At 72.7% G+C, this 16,345-nt stretch carries 14 protein-coding genes; 10 read left to right on the top strand and 4 right to left on the bottom strand.

Going from position 1 to position 16,345, the window contains the following annotated elements; all coding sequences use genetic code 11:
• The first annotated feature begins 181 nt into the window (after positions 1-181).
• From lpdA to LO772_RS24085, 4 genes are all read left to right on the top strand, one after another.
• Complete coding sequence (lpdA, locus tag LO772_RS24100) at positions 182-1,570, top strand: dihydrolipoyl dehydrogenase (RefSeq protein WP_231774118.1); 1,389 nt, start codon at positions 182-184, stop codon at positions 1,568-1,570.
• A 52-nt stretch (positions 1,571-1,622) separates the two neighbouring features.
• A complete protein-coding gene (gene sucB, locus LO772_RS24095) occupies positions 1,623-3,401 on the top strand; it encodes a 2-oxoglutarate dehydrogenase, E2 component, dihydrolipoamide succinyltransferase (protein WP_231774117.1) in 1,779 nt (592 codons plus the stop codon).
• Between the two features lie 108 nt (positions 3,402-3,509).
• Positions 3,510-4,412, top strand: coding sequence for a TIGR01777 family oxidoreductase (locus tag LO772_RS24090; RefSeq protein ID WP_231774116.1), 903 nt, complete (start codon positions 3,510-3,512; stop codon positions 4,410-4,412).
• A 196-nt stretch (positions 4,413-4,608) separates the two neighbouring features.
• Positions 4,609-5,922 (top strand): NAD(P)/FAD-dependent oxidoreductase, encoded by a 1,314-nt coding sequence (locus tag LO772_RS24085; protein ID WP_231774115.1) that lies wholly within the window; start codon positions 4,609-4,611, stop codon positions 5,920-5,922.
• A 31-nt stretch (positions 5,923-5,953) separates the two neighbouring features.
• On the opposite strand, the gene LO772_RS24080 is transcribed toward LO772_RS24085, so the two are convergent.
• Positions 5,954-7,330: a regulator gene (locus LO772_RS24080; protein WP_231774114.1), complete on the bottom strand. Its 1,377-nt coding sequence runs from the start codon at positions 7,328-7,330 to the stop codon at positions 5,954-5,956.
• 427 nt (positions 7,331-7,757) lie between these two features.
• Between LO772_RS24080 and LO772_RS24075 the strand changes: the two genes are divergently transcribed.
• From LO772_RS24075 to LO772_RS24055, 5 genes are all read left to right on the top strand, one after another.
• Positions 7,758-8,450: a hypothetical protein gene (locus tag LO772_RS24075; protein WP_231774113.1), complete on the top strand. Its 693-nt coding sequence runs from the start codon at positions 7,758-7,760 to the stop codon at positions 8,448-8,450.
• 59 nt (positions 8,451-8,509) lie between these two features.
• Positions 8,510-9,310, top strand: a complete 801-nt coding sequence (gene lipB, locus LO772_RS24070) for a lipoyl(octanoyl) transferase LipB (protein WP_231774112.1) — start codon at positions 8,510-8,512, stop codon at positions 9,308-9,310.
• 165 nt (positions 9,311-9,475) lie between these two features.
• Positions 9,476-10,459, top strand: a complete 984-nt coding sequence (gene lipA, locus LO772_RS24065) for a lipoyl synthase (protein WP_231774111.1) — start codon at positions 9,476-9,478, stop codon at positions 10,457-10,459.
• A gap of 222 nt (positions 10,460-10,681) precedes the next feature.
• Positions 10,682-10,972: a hypothetical protein gene (locus tag LO772_RS24060; RefSeq protein ID WP_231779837.1), complete on the top strand. Its 291-nt coding sequence runs from the start codon at positions 10,682-10,684 to the stop codon at positions 10,970-10,972.
• A 99-nt stretch (positions 10,973-11,071) separates the two neighbouring features.
• Complete coding sequence (locus LO772_RS24055; protein ID WP_231774110.1) at positions 11,072-11,758, top strand: DUF4191 domain-containing protein; 687 nt, start codon at positions 11,072-11,074, stop codon at positions 11,756-11,758.
• Positions 11,759-11,890: 132 nt separating this feature from the next.
• Here LO772_RS24055 and LO772_RS24050 read toward each other — a convergent pair whose 3' ends face one another.
• Positions 11,891-12,355, bottom strand: a complete 465-nt coding sequence (locus LO772_RS24050; RefSeq protein WP_443089467.1) for an RDD family protein — start codon at positions 12,353-12,355, stop codon at positions 11,891-11,893.
• Positions 12,356-12,698: 343 nt separating this feature from the next.
• Here LO772_RS24050 and glnA point away from each other — a divergent pair, with 343 nt between their 5' ends.
• Complete coding sequence (gene glnA / locus LO772_RS24045) at positions 12,699-14,108, top strand: type I glutamate--ammonia ligase (RefSeq protein ID WP_231774108.1); 1,410 nt, start codon at positions 12,699-12,701, stop codon at positions 14,106-14,108.
• A gap of 436 nt (positions 14,109-14,544) precedes the next feature.
• Here the strand turns inward: glnA and LO772_RS24040 are convergent, their stop codons facing one another.
• Both LO772_RS24040 and LO772_RS24035 read right to left on the bottom strand, forming a co-directional pair.
• A complete protein-coding gene (locus LO772_RS24040) occupies positions 14,545-15,207 on the bottom strand; it encodes a hypothetical protein (RefSeq protein WP_231774107.1) in 663 nt (220 codons plus the stop codon).
• 73 nt (positions 15,208-15,280) lie between these two features.
• Complete coding sequence (locus tag LO772_RS24035; protein ID WP_231774106.1) at positions 15,281-16,246, bottom strand: pirin family protein; 966 nt, start codon at positions 16,244-16,246, stop codon at positions 15,281-15,283.
• Positions 16,247-16,345: the final 99 nt, after the last annotated feature.

The raw sequence follows: 16,345 nt of genomic DNA, 5'->3' as shown, positions 1-16,345 counted from the left end.
TCGCCGCGCTGTGGCACAGGCAACACACCATGGGAACGAGCGGTTTGCCCCCGACGTGCCGTCGCCGCGGCAACAAGTGGGAGGATGTTGTACCGGCACTCAAGCCCTTCCACAAGAAGGGGGTGCGATCCCGGCGCATCAGCCGGGATGGGCACATGGCGAACCAGCAGGAGGACGTGACGTGGCGAAAGACGCCGGAGCCGTTTTCGATGTAGTCATCCTCGGAGGCGGAAGCGGCGGCTACGCCTGCGCGCTTCGCGCCGCGGAGCTGGGCATGCGGGTGGTGCTCATCGAGAAGGGCAAACTCGGCGGCACCTGCCTCCACCAGGGCTGCATCCCGACGAAGGCGCTCCTGCACGCCGGCGAGGTGGCGGACCAGACGCGTGAAAGCGCGCAGTTCGGTGTTGTCTCCAAGTTCGAGGGCATCGACGTCGCGGCGGTGCACAAGTACAAGGACGGTGTCGTCTCCCGTCTGTTCAAGGGGCTGAGCGGCCTCATCGCGAGCCGCGGGATCACCGTCGTCGAAGGCTCCGGCCGGCTCGTCTCGCCGACCGCGGTCGAGGTCGACGGAACCCGCTACGAGGGCCGCCACGTGGTGCTGGCCACGGGGTCGGTGCCCAAGTCGCTGCCCGGCCTGGAGATCGACGGCAACCGCGTCATCACCAGCGAGCACGCGTTGGTCCTCGACCGCGTGCCCGCCTCCGCGGTGATCCTGGGCGGCGGCGTGATCGGCGTGGAGTTCGCCAGCGCGTGGAAGTCCTTCGGCGTCGACGTGACGATCGTCGAGGCGCTGCCCCACCTGGTCCCGGTCGAGGACGAGAGCAGCAGCAAGCTTCTCGAGCGCGCGTTCCGCAAGCGCGGCATCAAGTTCGAGCTGGGTTCGCGCTTCAGCGGCGTCGCGTACACCGACACCGGTGTCCGCGTGTCGCTGGAGAACGGCAAGCAGCTCGACGCCGAACTGCTGCTGGTCGCGGTCGGACGCGGACCGGTCTCGGCGGGCCTCGGCTACGAGGAGGCCGGCATCGCGATGGACCGCGGGTACGTGCTGGTCGACGAGTACTGCCGCACCAACGTCCCGACGGTGTCCGCGGTGGGCGACCTCATCCCGACCCTGCAACTGGCCCACGTGGGCTTTGGCGAGGGCATCCTCGTCGCCGAGCGCATCGCGGGCCTGAAGGTCGCGCCGATCGACTACGCCGGCGTGCCGCGCGTGACGTACTGCGATCCGGAGGTCGCGTCGGTCGGGCTCACACAGGCGCAGGCGACCGAGCGGTACGGAGCCGACAAGGTCGCGCTCCTCGACTACAACCTCGGCGGAAACGGCAAGAGCCAGATCCTCAAGACTGCCGGTTCGGTCAAGGTCGTCTCGGTCAAGGACGGCCCGGTCGTCGGCATCCACATGGTCGGCGCCCGGATGGGCGAGCTCGTCGCCGAGGCGCAACTCATCTACAACTGGGAGGCGCTGCCGTCCGAAGTGGCGCAGCTGATCCACCCGCACCCGTCCCAGTCCGAGGCGATCGGAGAGGCCCATCTGGCCCTCGCCGGCAAGCCGTTGCACGTGCACGACTGACGCGCGCCCTGCTGACTTTTGCCCGGAAGCGTACGAAGGAGCCACTGACCCCATGCCGGTCTCTGTAACACTGCCCGCGCTCGGCGAGAGCGTGCAGGAGGGCATCATCACCCGCTGGCTCAAGCGGGAGGGTGAGCGCGTCGAAATGGACGAGCCGCTCCTCGAAGTCTCGACCGACAAGGTCGACACCGAAATCCCGGCGCCGGCCGCCGGCATCCTCGTCTCCATCAAGGCCTCGGAGGACGACACCGTCGAGGTCGGCGCCGAGCTCGCGGTCATCGACGACGGTTCGGGGGCCGCCGCCGCTCCGGCCGCGCCCGCTCAGGAGGCCCCCGCGGCACCCGAGCCCGCGCCGCAGCCCGCCGCCCCGGCGGCACCGGCTCCCGCACCCGCCGCCGCGGCCCCCGCGCCGGCCGCGCCCTCGGGCGGCGACGCGCAGGGCACCCCGGTGCTGCTGCCGGCGCTCGGCGAGAGCGTCCAGGAAGGAACAATCACCCGCTGGCTCAAGCAGGTCGGCGACACGATCAGCGCCGACGAGCCGCTGCTCGAGGTCTCGACCGACAAGGTCGACACCGAGATCCCGGCGCCGGTCGGCGGCGTCCTGCTGGCGATCAGCGTCGGCGAGGACGAGACGGTCGAGGTCGGCGCGCAGCTCGCGGTCATCGGCGCTCCGGGTGCCGCCCCGGCCGCCGCACCCGCCCCGGCTCCGGCGCCCGCCCCGGCGGCGGCTCCGGCTCCGGCCCCCGCGCCGCAGCCGACCGCACCCGCACCGGCCCCCGCGCCCACACCGGCACCGGCACCGGCCCCCGCGGCGGCTCCCGCTCCGGCACCGGCTCCCCCGGCTCCCCCGGCTCCCGTACCGGCCGCCGCGGCACCCGCCGCCCCGGCCCCGGCGCCCGCCCCGGAGGGCGAAGCGGCGTACGTCACCCCGCTCGTGCGCAAGCTGGCCGCCGAGCACAACGTGGACCTGGGCACGCTGACCGGCACCGGCATCGGCGGACGCATCCGCAAGCAGGACGTCCTGGACGCCGCGCGCCGCAAGGCCCCGGCCCCCGCACCGGCCGCCGCGGCACCCGCCGCCCCGGCCACCGCGGCGGCCGAGCCGTCCGCGCTGCGCGGGCAGACGCTGCCGATGACCCGCATCCGCAAGGCGATCGCCAAGCACATGGTCGACTCGCTCGCGGTGTCGGCGCAGCTCACCACCGTGGTCGAGGTGGATGTCACCAACATCATGCGGCTGCGGGCCAAGGCCAAGAACGACTTCTTCGCGCGCGAGGGCGTCAAGCTGTCGCCGCTGCCGTTCTTCGTCAAGGCCGCCGCCGAGGCCCTCAAGGTGCACGCCGTCGTCAACGCGCGGGTCAACGACGACGACACGATCACCTACCACGCGGTCGAGAACATCGGCATCGCGGTGGACACCGACCGCGGCCTGATGGTCCCGGTCATCCACGACGCGGGCGACCTCAACATCGCCGGCATCGCGAAGAAGACCGCCGACCTCGCGGCCCGGACGCGCGACAACAAGGTCAAGCCGGACGAGCTGGCCGGCGGGACGTTCACGGTGACCAACACCGGTTCGCGCGGCGCGCTGTTCGACACGCCGATCCTCAACCAGCCGCAGGTCGGGATGCTCGGCGTCGGGGCGACGGTCCGCCGTCCCGTGGTCGTGAACCACCCGGACCTCGGCGAGACGATCGCGGTGCGCGACATGGTGTACCTCGCCCTGTCGTACGACCACCGCATCGTCGACGGCGCCGACGCCGCGCGCTTCCTGACGGCGGTCAAGACGCGCCTGGAGGAGGGCGCGTTCGACGGCGACCTCGGTCTCTGACCCGTCGCCCCCGCACGCCGACACGGAGGCGGTCCCGGTTCGCCGGGGCCGCCTCCGGCCGTTCGCGCCGCGTGAGCCGCGTACGGACACCCGTGCTCGGTGCGTAGATTGGCCGCCATGCGCATCGCCATCGCGGGGTCGTCGGGTCTGATCGGTAAGCCTCTCGTGCGCGCGCTGCGCGCCGACGGGCACGACGTCGTGCGGATCGTGCGCCGCGCGGCCCGGGGCGCCGACGAGGCGCGCTGGGACCCGGTGGCGGGCACCGTCGACCCGGACGCCCTGCGCGGGGTCGACGCGGTCGTCAATCTGGCCGGCGCGGGAATCGGCGCCAAGCGCTGGACGGCGGCGTACAAGAGGGAGCTGCGCGACTCGCGGGTCCTCGGCACCGCCGCGCTGGCCCGCGCGATCGCGGCGGCCGAGACACCGCCCAGGGTGTTCCTGGCCGGGTCCGCGGTGGGCTATTACGGCGACACGGGCGACCGGACCGTCGACGAGACCGCGCCCTCGGGCGAGGGTTTCCTCGCCGACTTGTGCGTCGACTGGGAGGCGGCGACGCGCCCGGCGGAGGAAGCGGGGGTGCGGGTCGTGCACCTGCGTACCGGCCTGGTGGTCACGGCCGAGGGCGGCGCGTGGGGCCCGCTGATGCGCGCGTTCCGCTTCGGTGTCGGCGGGCGGCTCGGCAGCGGGCGGCAGTACTGGAGCTTCATCTCGCTGCGGGACACGATCGGCGCGATCCGGTTCCTGCTGGACGCGGAGGACGTGCGCGGGCCGGTCAACCTGACGGCTCCCGAGCCCGTCACCAACGCCGAGGCCACCAAGGCCGTCTCGCGTGCGCTGCGGCGGCCGGCGATGCTCCCCGTGCCGGCGTTCGCGCTCCGTGCGGTGCTGGGCGGGCTCGCGGTCGACGTCCTGTCGGGCCGGCGTGCGGTCCCCGGCGTGCTGCGGCGGGCGGGCTTCGATTTCGCCGACCCGACCATCGACCAGGCCCTGGCGGCGGCGCTGCGCGACTGACATCGCGCGAACACCGGTACGCCTCCTCCGCTTTCCATCTGACGTGTTGTCAAGAGACAAACGGTTCTTGGCTGTTGACGCTCGTTTGTGGGCCTTTTGCAAGGACGCACGGGCTTTTCGCGGTTTGCGCTGGGTATGACACCAGGGCGAATGCGCGGCGTAACGCGCCGCGCCCCGGGCGATCCGAGGGGGCACCGTGGCCGAGGCACACCACACCGACGTCATCGTCGTGGGAGCCGGAATCGCCGGACTGAGCGCGGCCCACCGCCTGGTCTCGGCCGGTGTCGACGTCACGGTGCTGGAAGCGTCGGACCGCCCGGGCGGGCGGATCCGCACGGACGTCGTGGACGGCTTCCGGCTCGACAACGGGTTCCAGACCCTCGCCACCGCGTACCCGCAGGTGAGCGCCCGGCTCGACCTCGACCGGCTGGACCTGCGGACGTTCGCGCCCGGCGTGCGGGTGGTCGGCGACGGCGGCGCGGCGTCCGGCTCGGTCGTCGGCGGGCGGCGGCCGGTCGTGCGGCGCATGGCGGACATCCGCCGCGTACGCGGGGCCCTCGGCGCGCTGCGGGGTGCCGGGCCGGTGGACCGCGCCCGCGTCGCGGCGGCGCTGAGCCGGGCCTCGGCGCTGCCGGTGTCGCGCATCCTGACGGCACCGGATGTCGCCACCGCGGAGGCGGGGTGGCCGGCGGCCCTGCGCCCGCTGCTGACCGCGCTGCTGCACGACCGCGAACTCGCCACGTCCCGCCGGTTCGCGGACCTGGTGCTGCGGTCGTACCTGCGCGGGCGGACGGGCGTGCCGGCGCTCGGCATGGGCGCGGTGGCGGACCAACTCGCGGCGGGCCTGCCGCCCGGGACCGTGCGCTACGGCGTGCGGGCCACGTCGGTGTCGACGGACCGGGTCGGCACCGACCGCGACGGGGAGATACCGACGCGCGCGGTGGTCGTGGCGACCGACCCGGCGACCGCGGTCACGCTGCTCCCTGGGCTGCGGCGCCCCCGGTTCCACCGGCTCACGACCCTCTGGCACGTCGCGCCCGCGCTGCCGCAGGCCGAGCCGGTGCTGACCGCCGACGCCGCGGACGACGGGCCGCTGACGCACACCGCGGTGATCACCAGGGTCGCGCCGTCCTACTCCCCCGACGCCCGGGCGCTCGTGTGCTCGACCGTGCTGGGCCACGACGGCTCGGACCCGGGCGGGCTGGAAGCGCGGGTCAGGGAGCGGCTGTCCGCCGTCCACGGCATCGGGACGCACGAATGGGCGCACCTGACGACACGTCACCTCCCGCAGGCGCTCCCGGTCGTCGAGCCGGGCCACAACTTCCGGCGCCCCGTGCGGGTGCTCGCCGGGCTGTACGTGTGCGGCGACCACCGCGACTCCAGCAGCATCCAGGGCGCCCTCGCCTCCGGACGGCGCGCGGCCCGGTCCGCGCTCGCCGACCTCGGAGCGCTCAACGCCTTCGCGGAAGGCGCCGCGCGGCAGCGGGGCGGCAAGGTCCCCGCGGCCTGACGGCGCCTCGTCCGCGCGCCCCGGCCGGGCGCTACGACGCCGCGGCGCAGAGGAACGGGTCCGTCCGCTCCGCGAAGTCGCGTACCGCGGGGCTGTCGCGGTACGGGCTCAGGCGGTGGGAGAACTCGCGCACGTAGTCCATGGCCCGCGCCGAACGCAGCCCCTCGGCGGACTCGGTCGCCTCGGCCTCGATCCCGCACGCGTGGTCGAGTTCGCCCAACCCCAGCAGGGCGGTCGCCAGAACCGTGCTGCAGAAGAGCCTGCTGCGCGTGTACTCCGTGCCGCGCAGCCGCAGCGACCGCTCCGCGAACTCCCGGGCCTTGCGGTGGTCTTCGAGGTCGCGGAAGCAGTGGGCGTACTCGTCGGCGAGCTGGGCCTCGTCGAGGTAGGCCGCCCAGTCCGGCTCCTCGATCTCCGGGGACGCCTGGGCGAGCGCCTGCTCGGCCCGTGAGAGCGCCGCCAGGCACGCGCGCACGTCCCCCAACAGCCCGTGGCCGCGCGCCTCGACGGCGTACAGCAGGACCCGCACGCGCGGCGTCGCACCGGCCAGCGCGCCCTGCTGTGCGACGCGGGCCAGCTGCACCGCCTCGCGGCCGTGGCCGAGGTAGATGGCCTGGCGGCTCATCGTCGTCAGCACGTACGCGCCCAACGACCGGTCGCCGGACGCCTGGGCGAGCCGCAGCGCCTGCACGAAGTAGCGCTGGGCCATGCCGTGCACACCCGTGTCGTACGCCATCCAGCCCACGAGCCGGGTCAACACCGCGGCGGCGGCGAAGAGGTCGCGCCCCACCGCGGCGTTGTAGCTGCCGCGCAGCATCGTGGTCACCTCGGTGTCGAGGTAGCGCACGAGCGCCTGCCGCGCGTGCCCGCCGCCGAACGAGTTGTCGAGGCGGCGAAACGCTTCTCCCACGGCACGGACGGCGACGACGTCGCCCGGCCCCACGCGGACGCCCTCGGCACGCTGCGGGTCCTCGTCGCCCGCCCCGATCAGCCAGTCGCGGCTGGGCACCACGAGCGCGCCGGGGGTGAACGACGCCTCGGCCAGGGCGGGCCGCCGCGCGCTGTCGGCCTGCCACATGCCGGACACGATCTCGACCGCCTCGCCCGGCCCGGCCGCGTACTCCAGCCCCGCGTAGTCGGGGCGGCAGCCGGCCATCCCGAGGTCCTCGGCGGTGAGCTTGCGCGAGAGGCGCTGGGTGAACACCTCGGCGAGGAGCATCGGCACGATCCCGCGCGGATGCTGGCCGCGCAGCCAGCGCGCCACCGAGGTCTTGTCATACCGGAGGTCGAGGCCCTGTTCGGCACCGAGTTGGTCGACCCGCCGAGCGAGGCCGGCGTGCGAGAACCCGGCCTCCTCCACGAGCGAGGCCAGCCGGTGGTTGGGGCGCCGTTCGGCCCTGGTGGTCATTCGTGAGCACGCTCCCGCGATGGTGTCGAATCGCGCGAGAATCTAGCGACCGCGGAGCCCCCACTGTTCCCCTTGGCCGAAAGAATGACCCTTTCGGGTGACGTGGCGGGCCATGGCGCCACCCACCGCCACCAGGCGTGCGGACCACGGAGCGCGTCACGCCTGCCCCGGCGTGCGCACCGTCCGTCCGCGCCGGTCACCTGACCGCAGAGTCGGACGCCAGGCGACACGCGGCTCTACGCTGGCTCCCGGGGGCGAGAACAAGTCATCACGAGCCGCGTCGATACGCGGGTATCTCGGGAACTTCACGACGAGAGCGGGGATTTGGTTGGGCCGGCATGGCGATCGAACAGCCGAGAGCGCGACCGACGGATCCGGCGGCGGCACCGCCGGCCGGGCCGAACGAGGCGACGGCACCGCGGGGGGCGTGGCACTGCCGCTGCTCGCCGCCGCGCTGGTGTGCCTGCTCGCCACGTCCGGCGTATGGCTGTTCAGCAACACCGGCGGCGACGACAAGAACAACGACACGGCGATCGGCCTCAACGTCCCGACGGCGGGAGTGAACGTTCCGCCCAACCGGCCGGCGGAGAACATGACGGGCTCCAAGCGCTCGGGATCGGCGGCGCCGTCGGGGTCGGCCACCGGACCGACGGCCGTCTCGGCGAGTCCGTCCAAACCCGGAGTGAAGTCCCCCACGCCCGCCGGGAGTTCGGCCACCTCCCAGGCACCCCCGCGCCCCGACGCGCCGACGGGCCAGGCCCCGGCCCCGACGACGGGTCCCGCGTCGCCCTCGGCACCGCCCCCGCCGGCGCCGTCCCCGCCGCCCACGGTCTCGGCCGCCGGCGAGGCGACCAAGTCCTGGGGCATCACCAAGCTCACCGTCACGGTCACCTACCCGCCCGGAGCCCCTTACGAGGAGTGGGTCCTCACGGCAACCGACGGTTGGCAGTGCGACACCCACAAGAGCGCCGCCGCGAAGTGCCGGGGCCGCGGCGAGGCCCGGGGCACCGGTGAGGCGCCGAGCGACGGCCGGGTGCAGATCACCTTCACGATCTACGGCGCGGGCGACCGGGTTTCGTACCGGTTCAACAACGAGACGACGACGGTCCTCATCCGATGACCGCGGGGCACGCCCCGGCCCCTCCGAGGACCACCGCGCCGCCGCCGTACCCTTGACCCGTGGCAGACCTGCAATTCGTACACGCCGGCATCGGCTCGCAAGCCGTCCCCTACGAACTCGCCTGGGAGCAGCAGCGCCGCGTGCACGCCGCTGTCGTCGCGGGTGAACGGCCCGATACGTGCCTCCTCCTCGAACACCCGCCGGTCTACACCGCCGGGCGCCGTACCGAGGCCTCCGAACGCCCCGTCGACGGCACCCCGGTCATCGACGTCGACCGCGGCGGCAAGATCACATGGCACGGTCCCGGCCAGCTCGTCGGCTACCCGATCGTGCGGCTGACCGAGCCGGTGGACGTCGTCGCCCACGTGCGCCGGCTCGAGGAGGCGCTGATCCGCACGTGCGCCGAACTCGGCCTGGAGACGACGCGTGTCGAGGGCCGCAGCGGCGTGTGGGTGCTCGGCGACGCGCTCCCGCCCGCGGGCGCGGCGCCGGCCTCCGGGGGCGCGGGGCTCAGCCTCCGGCTGGACTCCCGGATCAGCGCGCCCGACCCGCGGGCGCACCCCGAGTTCGACCCGCGCCTCGCGGGCCCGGAGTACGCGCCGTCCAACGCCGGGCAGCGCGGCGAGGACCGCAAGTTGGCCGCGATCGGCATCCGCGTGTCGCGCAAGGTGACGATGCACGGCTTCGCCCTCAACTGCGACCCGGACACCACGTCGTACGACCGCATCGTGCCCTGCGGGATCCGGGACGCGGGGGTTTCGTCGCTGTCCCGCGAGCTGGGCCGCCGGATCACCGTGGCCGACGTGATGCCGCTGGTCGAACGCCATCTCGCGGAGGTGTTCGCGCCGATCGGCGTGTGAGGGCCGCACGCGGGCGCCGACCGCCGTCCGCGACGCGGGGCGGGGAATCCCCCCGGGGCCTCGCACGTTGCCCGTACGGGCGGTCGAACACCGGGGCGTACGCTGGCTTCACCGCCCGAACGGCTCACCCGCCGCACAGCTAGTCCTCCACACAAGGGAGCCCGCGTGTCCGCTGTCGCACCCGACGGCCGCAAGTTGCTTCGCCTTGAGGTCCGCAACGCCGAAACCCCGATCGAACGCAAGCCCGCGTGGATCAAGACCCGCGCGAAGATGGGCCCGGAGTACACCGAGCTGAAGGGCCTGGTCCGCCGCGAGGGCCTGCACACGGTCTGCGAGGAGGCCGGCTGCCCCAACATCTACGAGTGTTGGGAGGACCGCGAGGCGACGTTCCTGATCGGCGGCGACCAGTGCACGCGGCGGTGTGACTTCTGCCAGATCGACACCGGCAAGCCGGCCGACCTCGACCGCGACGAGCCCCGGCGCGTGGCGGAGTCCGTGCAGGCGATGGGCCTGAAGTACGCCACGGTCACCGGCGTCGCGCGCGACGACCTGCCCGACGGCGGCGCGTGGCTGTATGCCGAGACGACCCGGCGGATCCACGCGCTGAACCCGGGCACGGGTGTCGAGCTGCTGGTCCCCGACTTCACCGGGCAGCCGGACCAACTCGCCGAGGTGTTCTCGTCGCGGCCCGAGGTGCTGGCGCACAACATCGAGACGGTGCCGCGCATCTTCAAGCGCATCCGCCCCGGTTTCCGCTACGACCGGTCGCTCGACGTCCTCACCGCGGCCCGGGCGGCGGGCCTGGTGACGAAGTCCAACCTGATCCTCGGCATGGGCGAGGATCGGGAGGAGATCAGCCGGACGATGCAGGAGCTCCACGACGCCGGGTGCGAGCTGCTCACGATCACCCAGTACCTGCGGCCGACCGTACGCCACCACCCGGTGGAGCGCTGGGTGAAGCCGGAGGAGTTCGTCGGGCTCCGGGAGGAGGCCGAGGACATCGGCTTCGCGGGCGTGATGTCCGGACCATTGGTCCGTTCGTCGTATCGCGCGGGTCGCCTTTACCGGCAGGCTCTCGACCGGCGGGAGGACGGGAACGCCGCAGGGAGCGGCGCCGGGGCGGATTCCCTCCCCGCGACGCGCGGATAAGTCCTTGTTCACGATGGTTTGACCCTTGCGTCATCCCCTGGTAACACAGGGTGGCGAGGGTGGAACACAGTCAGTTCTGTCCGAGCGGTCTTCGACACCACTTCTGATCACTTCAGAACGCCTGACGCGGCACCCAGCGCTTCGCCGCGTGCATCACGGCTTTCCTCGTACTCACCACGTCCCGGGCCCGTCGAGCGGTCCCGGTGAGAGGGGACGACAGTCATGTCGGTCCGCAATGGTCCACTCGGCCGGATCGCGCTCGGCGATGTCGCGGCACTGCGCGGTGCGTTCGACCGGGGCGTCTCGGCCCGCAAGGCGACGGTCGGCGCGGTGCTGCGGACCATGGAGTCGCTGATGACGCTCCAGGGCGCGCAGCGCACGGCCCGGCGCAACGCGTGGGACGCGGTGTGCGACGACCGCCGACGGGCGCGGGCGCGGGCCGAGGCGACGATCATCCTCGAACGCCTCGCGGAAACAGAGACCGCCCGGCGGGCGGAAACCGTCAGCGTCTGAGCAGCCCGGCACGCACGCGGCACCCGCGGGTCGGGGCCGGGCGCACGCGGGAGCGTGGCCGCCGCCGCGGCACCGTACGCAATCGGTATCCTGTGCCGCATGGCGAGCAAGGAATCATCGGAGAAGAGCGGCCGGCTGCAACAAATCCGGCTCGCCTACAAGATGACCAAGAAGTCCGACAAATGGATCGGACTCATCGTGGCGGCGTGGGGCCTCGGGGTCCTCGGGGTTTTCCTGGCGATCGGTTTCCTGATCGACCACCCGATCATCCTCGGCATCCTGGGCTTCGTCTTCGGCCTGCTGGCCGCCGTGTTCGTCTTCGGCCGCCGGGCCGAGAAGGCCGTTCTCGGCGATATGGAGGGCCAGCCGGGGGCCGCGGTGGCGGTGCTGCAATCGCTGCGGCGCGGCTGGGTCGTGACACCGGCCGTCGCGGTCACGCGCAACCAGGACGTCGTCCACCGCGCGGTCGGCCAGGCCGGCATCGTGCTGGTCGGCGAAGGGCAGCCGAACCGCGTGGCGAACCTGCTGGCCGCCGAGAAGCGCAAGATGTCGAAGATCGCCGAGGGCGTCGTGGTCACCGACCTCATCGTCGGCAACGGCGAGGGCCAGGTGCCGCTGCGCAAGCTCCAGTCGCGCGTGGTCAAGCTGCCGCGCACGATGTCGAAGAGCCAGGTCGCGCAGGTCAACGACCGGCTGCGGGCGCTCGGCAGCCTGCTCGACAACATGCCGGTGCCGAAGGGCCCGATGCCGCGCAACATGCGCATGCCGCGCGGTCCGCACCGCTGAGGAGCGGGCGGACCCGACGCGCTGCCGGCCTCGGCGGTGGTCCGGACCCACGGGTCCGCGCCACCGCCGTTTCGCTTTCCGGGCTTCGGACCGCCGCGGATCCGCGGGCGGTGCCGTACGCCTTGGGCGGGGTCAGGCGCGGACGACGGCGGTCCCGACCGCCTTGTCGTGGAAGCCGCGGCCGTCCCGGTCGTACACCGCGGCGGGCAGTACCAGGCACAGGAGCAGCGTGCGGACGACGACGGCGAGCGGCGTCAGGTGGGACCGCGTCACGGACACCACGCGCAGGCCCAGGAACCGCTTGCCGACGGTGTAGCCCAGGGTGCTCACCAGCAGCAGGTTCTCGGCCGCGAAGACGGCGAGCGTCCCCATGTTGGTGCCGGTGGCGTTCAGGTCGCCGCGCCCTATGAACGCGAAGGCGATGACGTAGCACAGCAGCCAGTCGATCAGCAGCGCGAGGAGCCGCCGGCCGGTCGGCGCCAGCGAGTTGGGGCCGTCCTCGGGGAGGCCGAGGCGTTTGCCCTGGTAGCCGAAATCGTCCGCGTCGTCGCCCGGGCGCGGTCGTTGTGCGGCCGGCTCCGTGCGTGCGGCGGGCACCTCGGCGGGCGGCGTCGCGGCGGGCCTCCGGGGCGCGCGTCCGCCGCCCGCGGCCTGCCGGTCGCCCTTCTTCTTGCCGGTCTTGTCACTGTCCACGCCACCACGGTAGATGAGTGACGCGGGCGACAAACCCACCGGGGCAAACGTGAAGGATGCGCCAAGATCACATCGCTCGCAACCGAAACGACCTGATTGGGCAGCCACGTAACTTGTGTGAAACATTCGGGACACCGGAGGGAAACCGCTCCGACATACCTTCGGAGACCAGTGGCCAGCGGGGAGAAGGGCCGCCCCCGAGAACGAGCAGCTAACCCGAGCCCGGAGCCGGGTCGAGGAGGCATGGATGTTCAACAACGCCGACGAGGTGTCGCGGTACATCACCGACAACGACGTGAAGTTCGTCGATGTGCGGTTCTGCGACCTGCCTGGCGTCATGCAGCACTTCACGATCCCGGCCGAGATCTTCGAGCCGACCGAGACCCTGGCGTTCGACGGCTCGTCGATTCGGGGTTTCCAGGCGATCCACGAGTCGGACATGGCCCTGCGTCCGGACCTGTCGACCGCTCGCGTCGACCCGTTCCGCAAGGACAAGACGCTCAATGTGAACTTCTTCATCCACGACCCGCTCACGGATGAGGAGTACAGCCGCGACCCGCGCAACATCGCCAAGAAGGCGGAGCGCTACCTCGCGGGCACCGGCATCGCCGACACCGCGTTCTTCGGGCCCGAGGCCGAGTTCTACGTGTTCGACAACGTGCGCTTCGCGACCAGCGCCAACGAGTCGTTCTACCACATCGACTCCGAGGCCGGCGCCTGGAACACCGGCGCGCTGGAGAACAACCGCGGCTACAAGGTCCGCTACAAGGGCGGCTACTTCCCGGCCCCGCCGGTGGACCACTTCGCCGACCTCCGTGCCGAGATCTCCCTCGAACTGGCCGCCGCCGGCCTCGAGGTCGAGCGCCAGCACCACGAGGTGGGCACGGCCGGCCAGGCGGAGATCAACTACAAGTTCAACACCCTGCTGGGTGCCGCCGACGACCTGATGCTCTTCAAGTACATCGTGAAGAACGTCGCGTGGCGGAACGGCAAGACCGCGACCTTCATGCCGAAGCCGATCTTCGGTGACAACGGCTCGGGCATGCACTGCCACCAGTCGCTGTGGAAGGACGGCTCGCCGCTGTTCTACGACGAGGTCGGCTACGCGGGCCTGTCGGACACGGCCCGCTACTACATCGGCGGTCTGCTGAAGCACGCGCCGTCGCTGCTGGCCTTCACGAACCCGACGGTGAACTCGTACCACCGCCTGGTGCCGGGCTTCGAGGCGCCGGTCAACCTGGTGTACTCGCAGCGCAACCGCTCGGCGTGCATCCGCATCCCGATCACCGGGGCCAACCCGAAGGCGAAGCGCATCGAGTTCCGGGTGCCGGACCCGTCCTCGAACCCGTACCTCGCGTTCTCGGCGATGCTGATGGCCGGCCTGGACGGCATCAAGAACAAGATCGAGCCGGTCGAGCCGGTCGACAAGGACCTGTACGAGCTGGCGCCCGAGGAGCACTCCGCGGTCCCGCAGGTCCCGGGCTCGCTGCCCGAGGTGCTCGACGCGCTGGAGGCCGACCACGAGTACCTGCTCGAAGGCGGCGTCTTCACGCAGGACCTCATCGAGACCTGGGTCGAGTACAAGCGCACCAACGAGGTGGACCCGATCCGCCTGCGCCCGCACCCGCACGAGTTCGAGATGTACTTCGACATCTGATCGAACCCGCGCCGCCTCGCGGCCGAATCTCGAGGGCCTCGCCATGACTCGCTCTGGCGGGGCCTTCGATATGTCCGGGGCCGGGGGCCGGACGCGGCGTGCGGGCCCTCGTGGCGGGCCGGGACGCACGCCGGGGACGCGGGAGCGGTCCGGGGTGTGGGGGGCGGGTGGGGCCCTGGGGAATTTCGGGGCAGGAGCGTTACCCGGGGTCATCCAGATCGTTGGATGGGGTGTCGGTGGGCAGCGGCAGCAGCCTGTGGCGAGCTGACGGGTGCGGTTCCGCGGAGGCGGGGCGGGCCCGTCACCGCCGCGTACGCGCCCGGGGGCCGCACGGGGGTCGGCCCGAGCGTGTCGCGGCGGGCGAGATTGCGTGACGGGCCGTCTCCCGGCACGCGCCCGGGGTTCGCGGCGGCTGCTGCCCGCACACAAGCGCCGATCAGCGGGCCGTCCCGGGGGTGAACGGCGGCTGGTCCCGGAAGGCGCGGCCGAGGCGGATGGCGGGCCCCAGGCGGGCCAGCTCGGCGCGTACGAGGGTCAGGGGATGGTCGGGGAACTCCGCGTCCCACTCGGCGCCGTCACCGACGTGGAACGGCAGGTTTCCCCGCAGGTCGGGCGCGTACGGATGCGGCCGGAAGAAGGCGTCCGGCCCGCTCTTCGCCATGATCAGCGCCTCGCGGAAGCCGGTGGTGCCGCGTTCGGCCGCCCGGACCCTGACGATCAGGCTGCCCGTCGCGCGCGGGATCGTGTAGGCGCCCACGAAGAACAGGCCGCTGGGGCGGCCCGGCAGCGGCAGTTTGACGAGTTGGCGCACGGCGGGCAGCCCGTCGACCGCGACGACATCGGCCTCGATGAGCGCGCCCGTGGTGGTGTCCGCCGTGAAGCGGGTGAGTGTGTCGCGCAGCCCGGCGAGGTCGTCGAGCCCGGCCGGCAGGTCGGGGATCTCGGCGACCCGGTCCACGGAGAGGTGCGCGCCGCGGTCGTGCTGCCAGCGTCCTTCCTCCAGGCGGCGGTAGCCGGCCCGGTCGAAGGCGGTGTCGTCGAGGAAGTCGGCGAGGGGTGGGCGGGGGTCGACGGGGCCGTCGGAGTCGGTCGCGGTCATGCCGCCCATGGTGGCGCAACCGCGTCGTCCGCGACGCACCGGTTTGCCCGTCGCCGACCCTCCGGGTGACCGGTCAACGGGCTCGCCCGCGCGGTTTCAGCGGTGTCGCGGGCATCTCCGGCGCGGCCAGGCGCGGTGCGTGGTAGCCGTGCACCTCGCCGAAGCGCTCCTCGGCCTGCCACTGGGCCCGCGCCCGGACGATCTCGTCGTGGGAGCGCCCGACGAAGTTCCACCACATGACGATCTTCTCCGCGAACGGCTCCCCGCCGACGAGGATCAGGTCGGACGCGGAATCGGTGCGGACGCGCAGGTCGTCGCGCCCGCAGCCGAGGTAGAGCAGCGAGCCGACCGGAAGGGGCACGTCGTCGACCACCGCGCCGGGCCCGGTGGCGACCACCGCGTACTCGAAGTCGCGCTCCAGCGGCAGCCGAACGTCGGCGTCCGCGTCGAGGGCGAGCTCGGCACCGGCGATCGGGGAGTACGCGCGCCCGGGTGAGGCGGAGCCGTCCACCTCGCCCATGATCACCGTGCCGCGCAGGCCCCGGGCCTCGAAGGTCGGCAGCTCGGTGTGGAGGTCGAAACACGGGTCGGTGTCGCGGTCGGCGTCGGGGAGCGCCACCCACAACTGCACGCCGTGCAGCATCGCCGGGTGCGGCACGGGGGATTCCTCGGAGTGCGCGATGCCGCGCCCGGACGTCATGAGCCCCAGGCTGCCGGGAAGCACCGTGGCCAGGCTGCCGACGCTGTCGCGGTGCAGGATCTCGCCCTCCCGCAGCCAACTGACCGTCTGGAGGCCGATGTGCGGGTGCGGGGCGACCTGCATGCCGTCGCGGGCGGAGATGTCGTCGGGCCCGTAGTGGTCCAGGAAGCACCACGGGCCGACCATGCGGCGGCCGAGCGTGGGCAGGACGCGGCGTACGGCGCTGCTGCCGCCGATGTGCGCCTCGCGCCCGGGGATCAGCTCACGCACGGGGGCGGCGGACACGTCGTCGCGTCCGCCGCATTCCCTGACCGTCGGGTGGGTGTCGAGATCGCTCACGCGGGCACCTCGCCCGGCTCGGCGCGGCGGTCGCGACACGCCTGCGGCCCCTTGATTCGCTCGCTCATGTGAGCACCGTAACGCGGCGGCGGGAGTGCC

The sequence above is a fragment of the Yinghuangia sp. ASG 101 genome, from assembly GCF_021165735.1.
Classification (GTDB): Bacteria; Actinomycetota; Actinomycetes; order Streptomycetales; family Streptomycetaceae; genus Yinghuangia.
The sequence above is the reverse complement of the archived record's forward strand: the minus strand, read 5'-3'. Positions and strand labels throughout refer to the sequence as shown.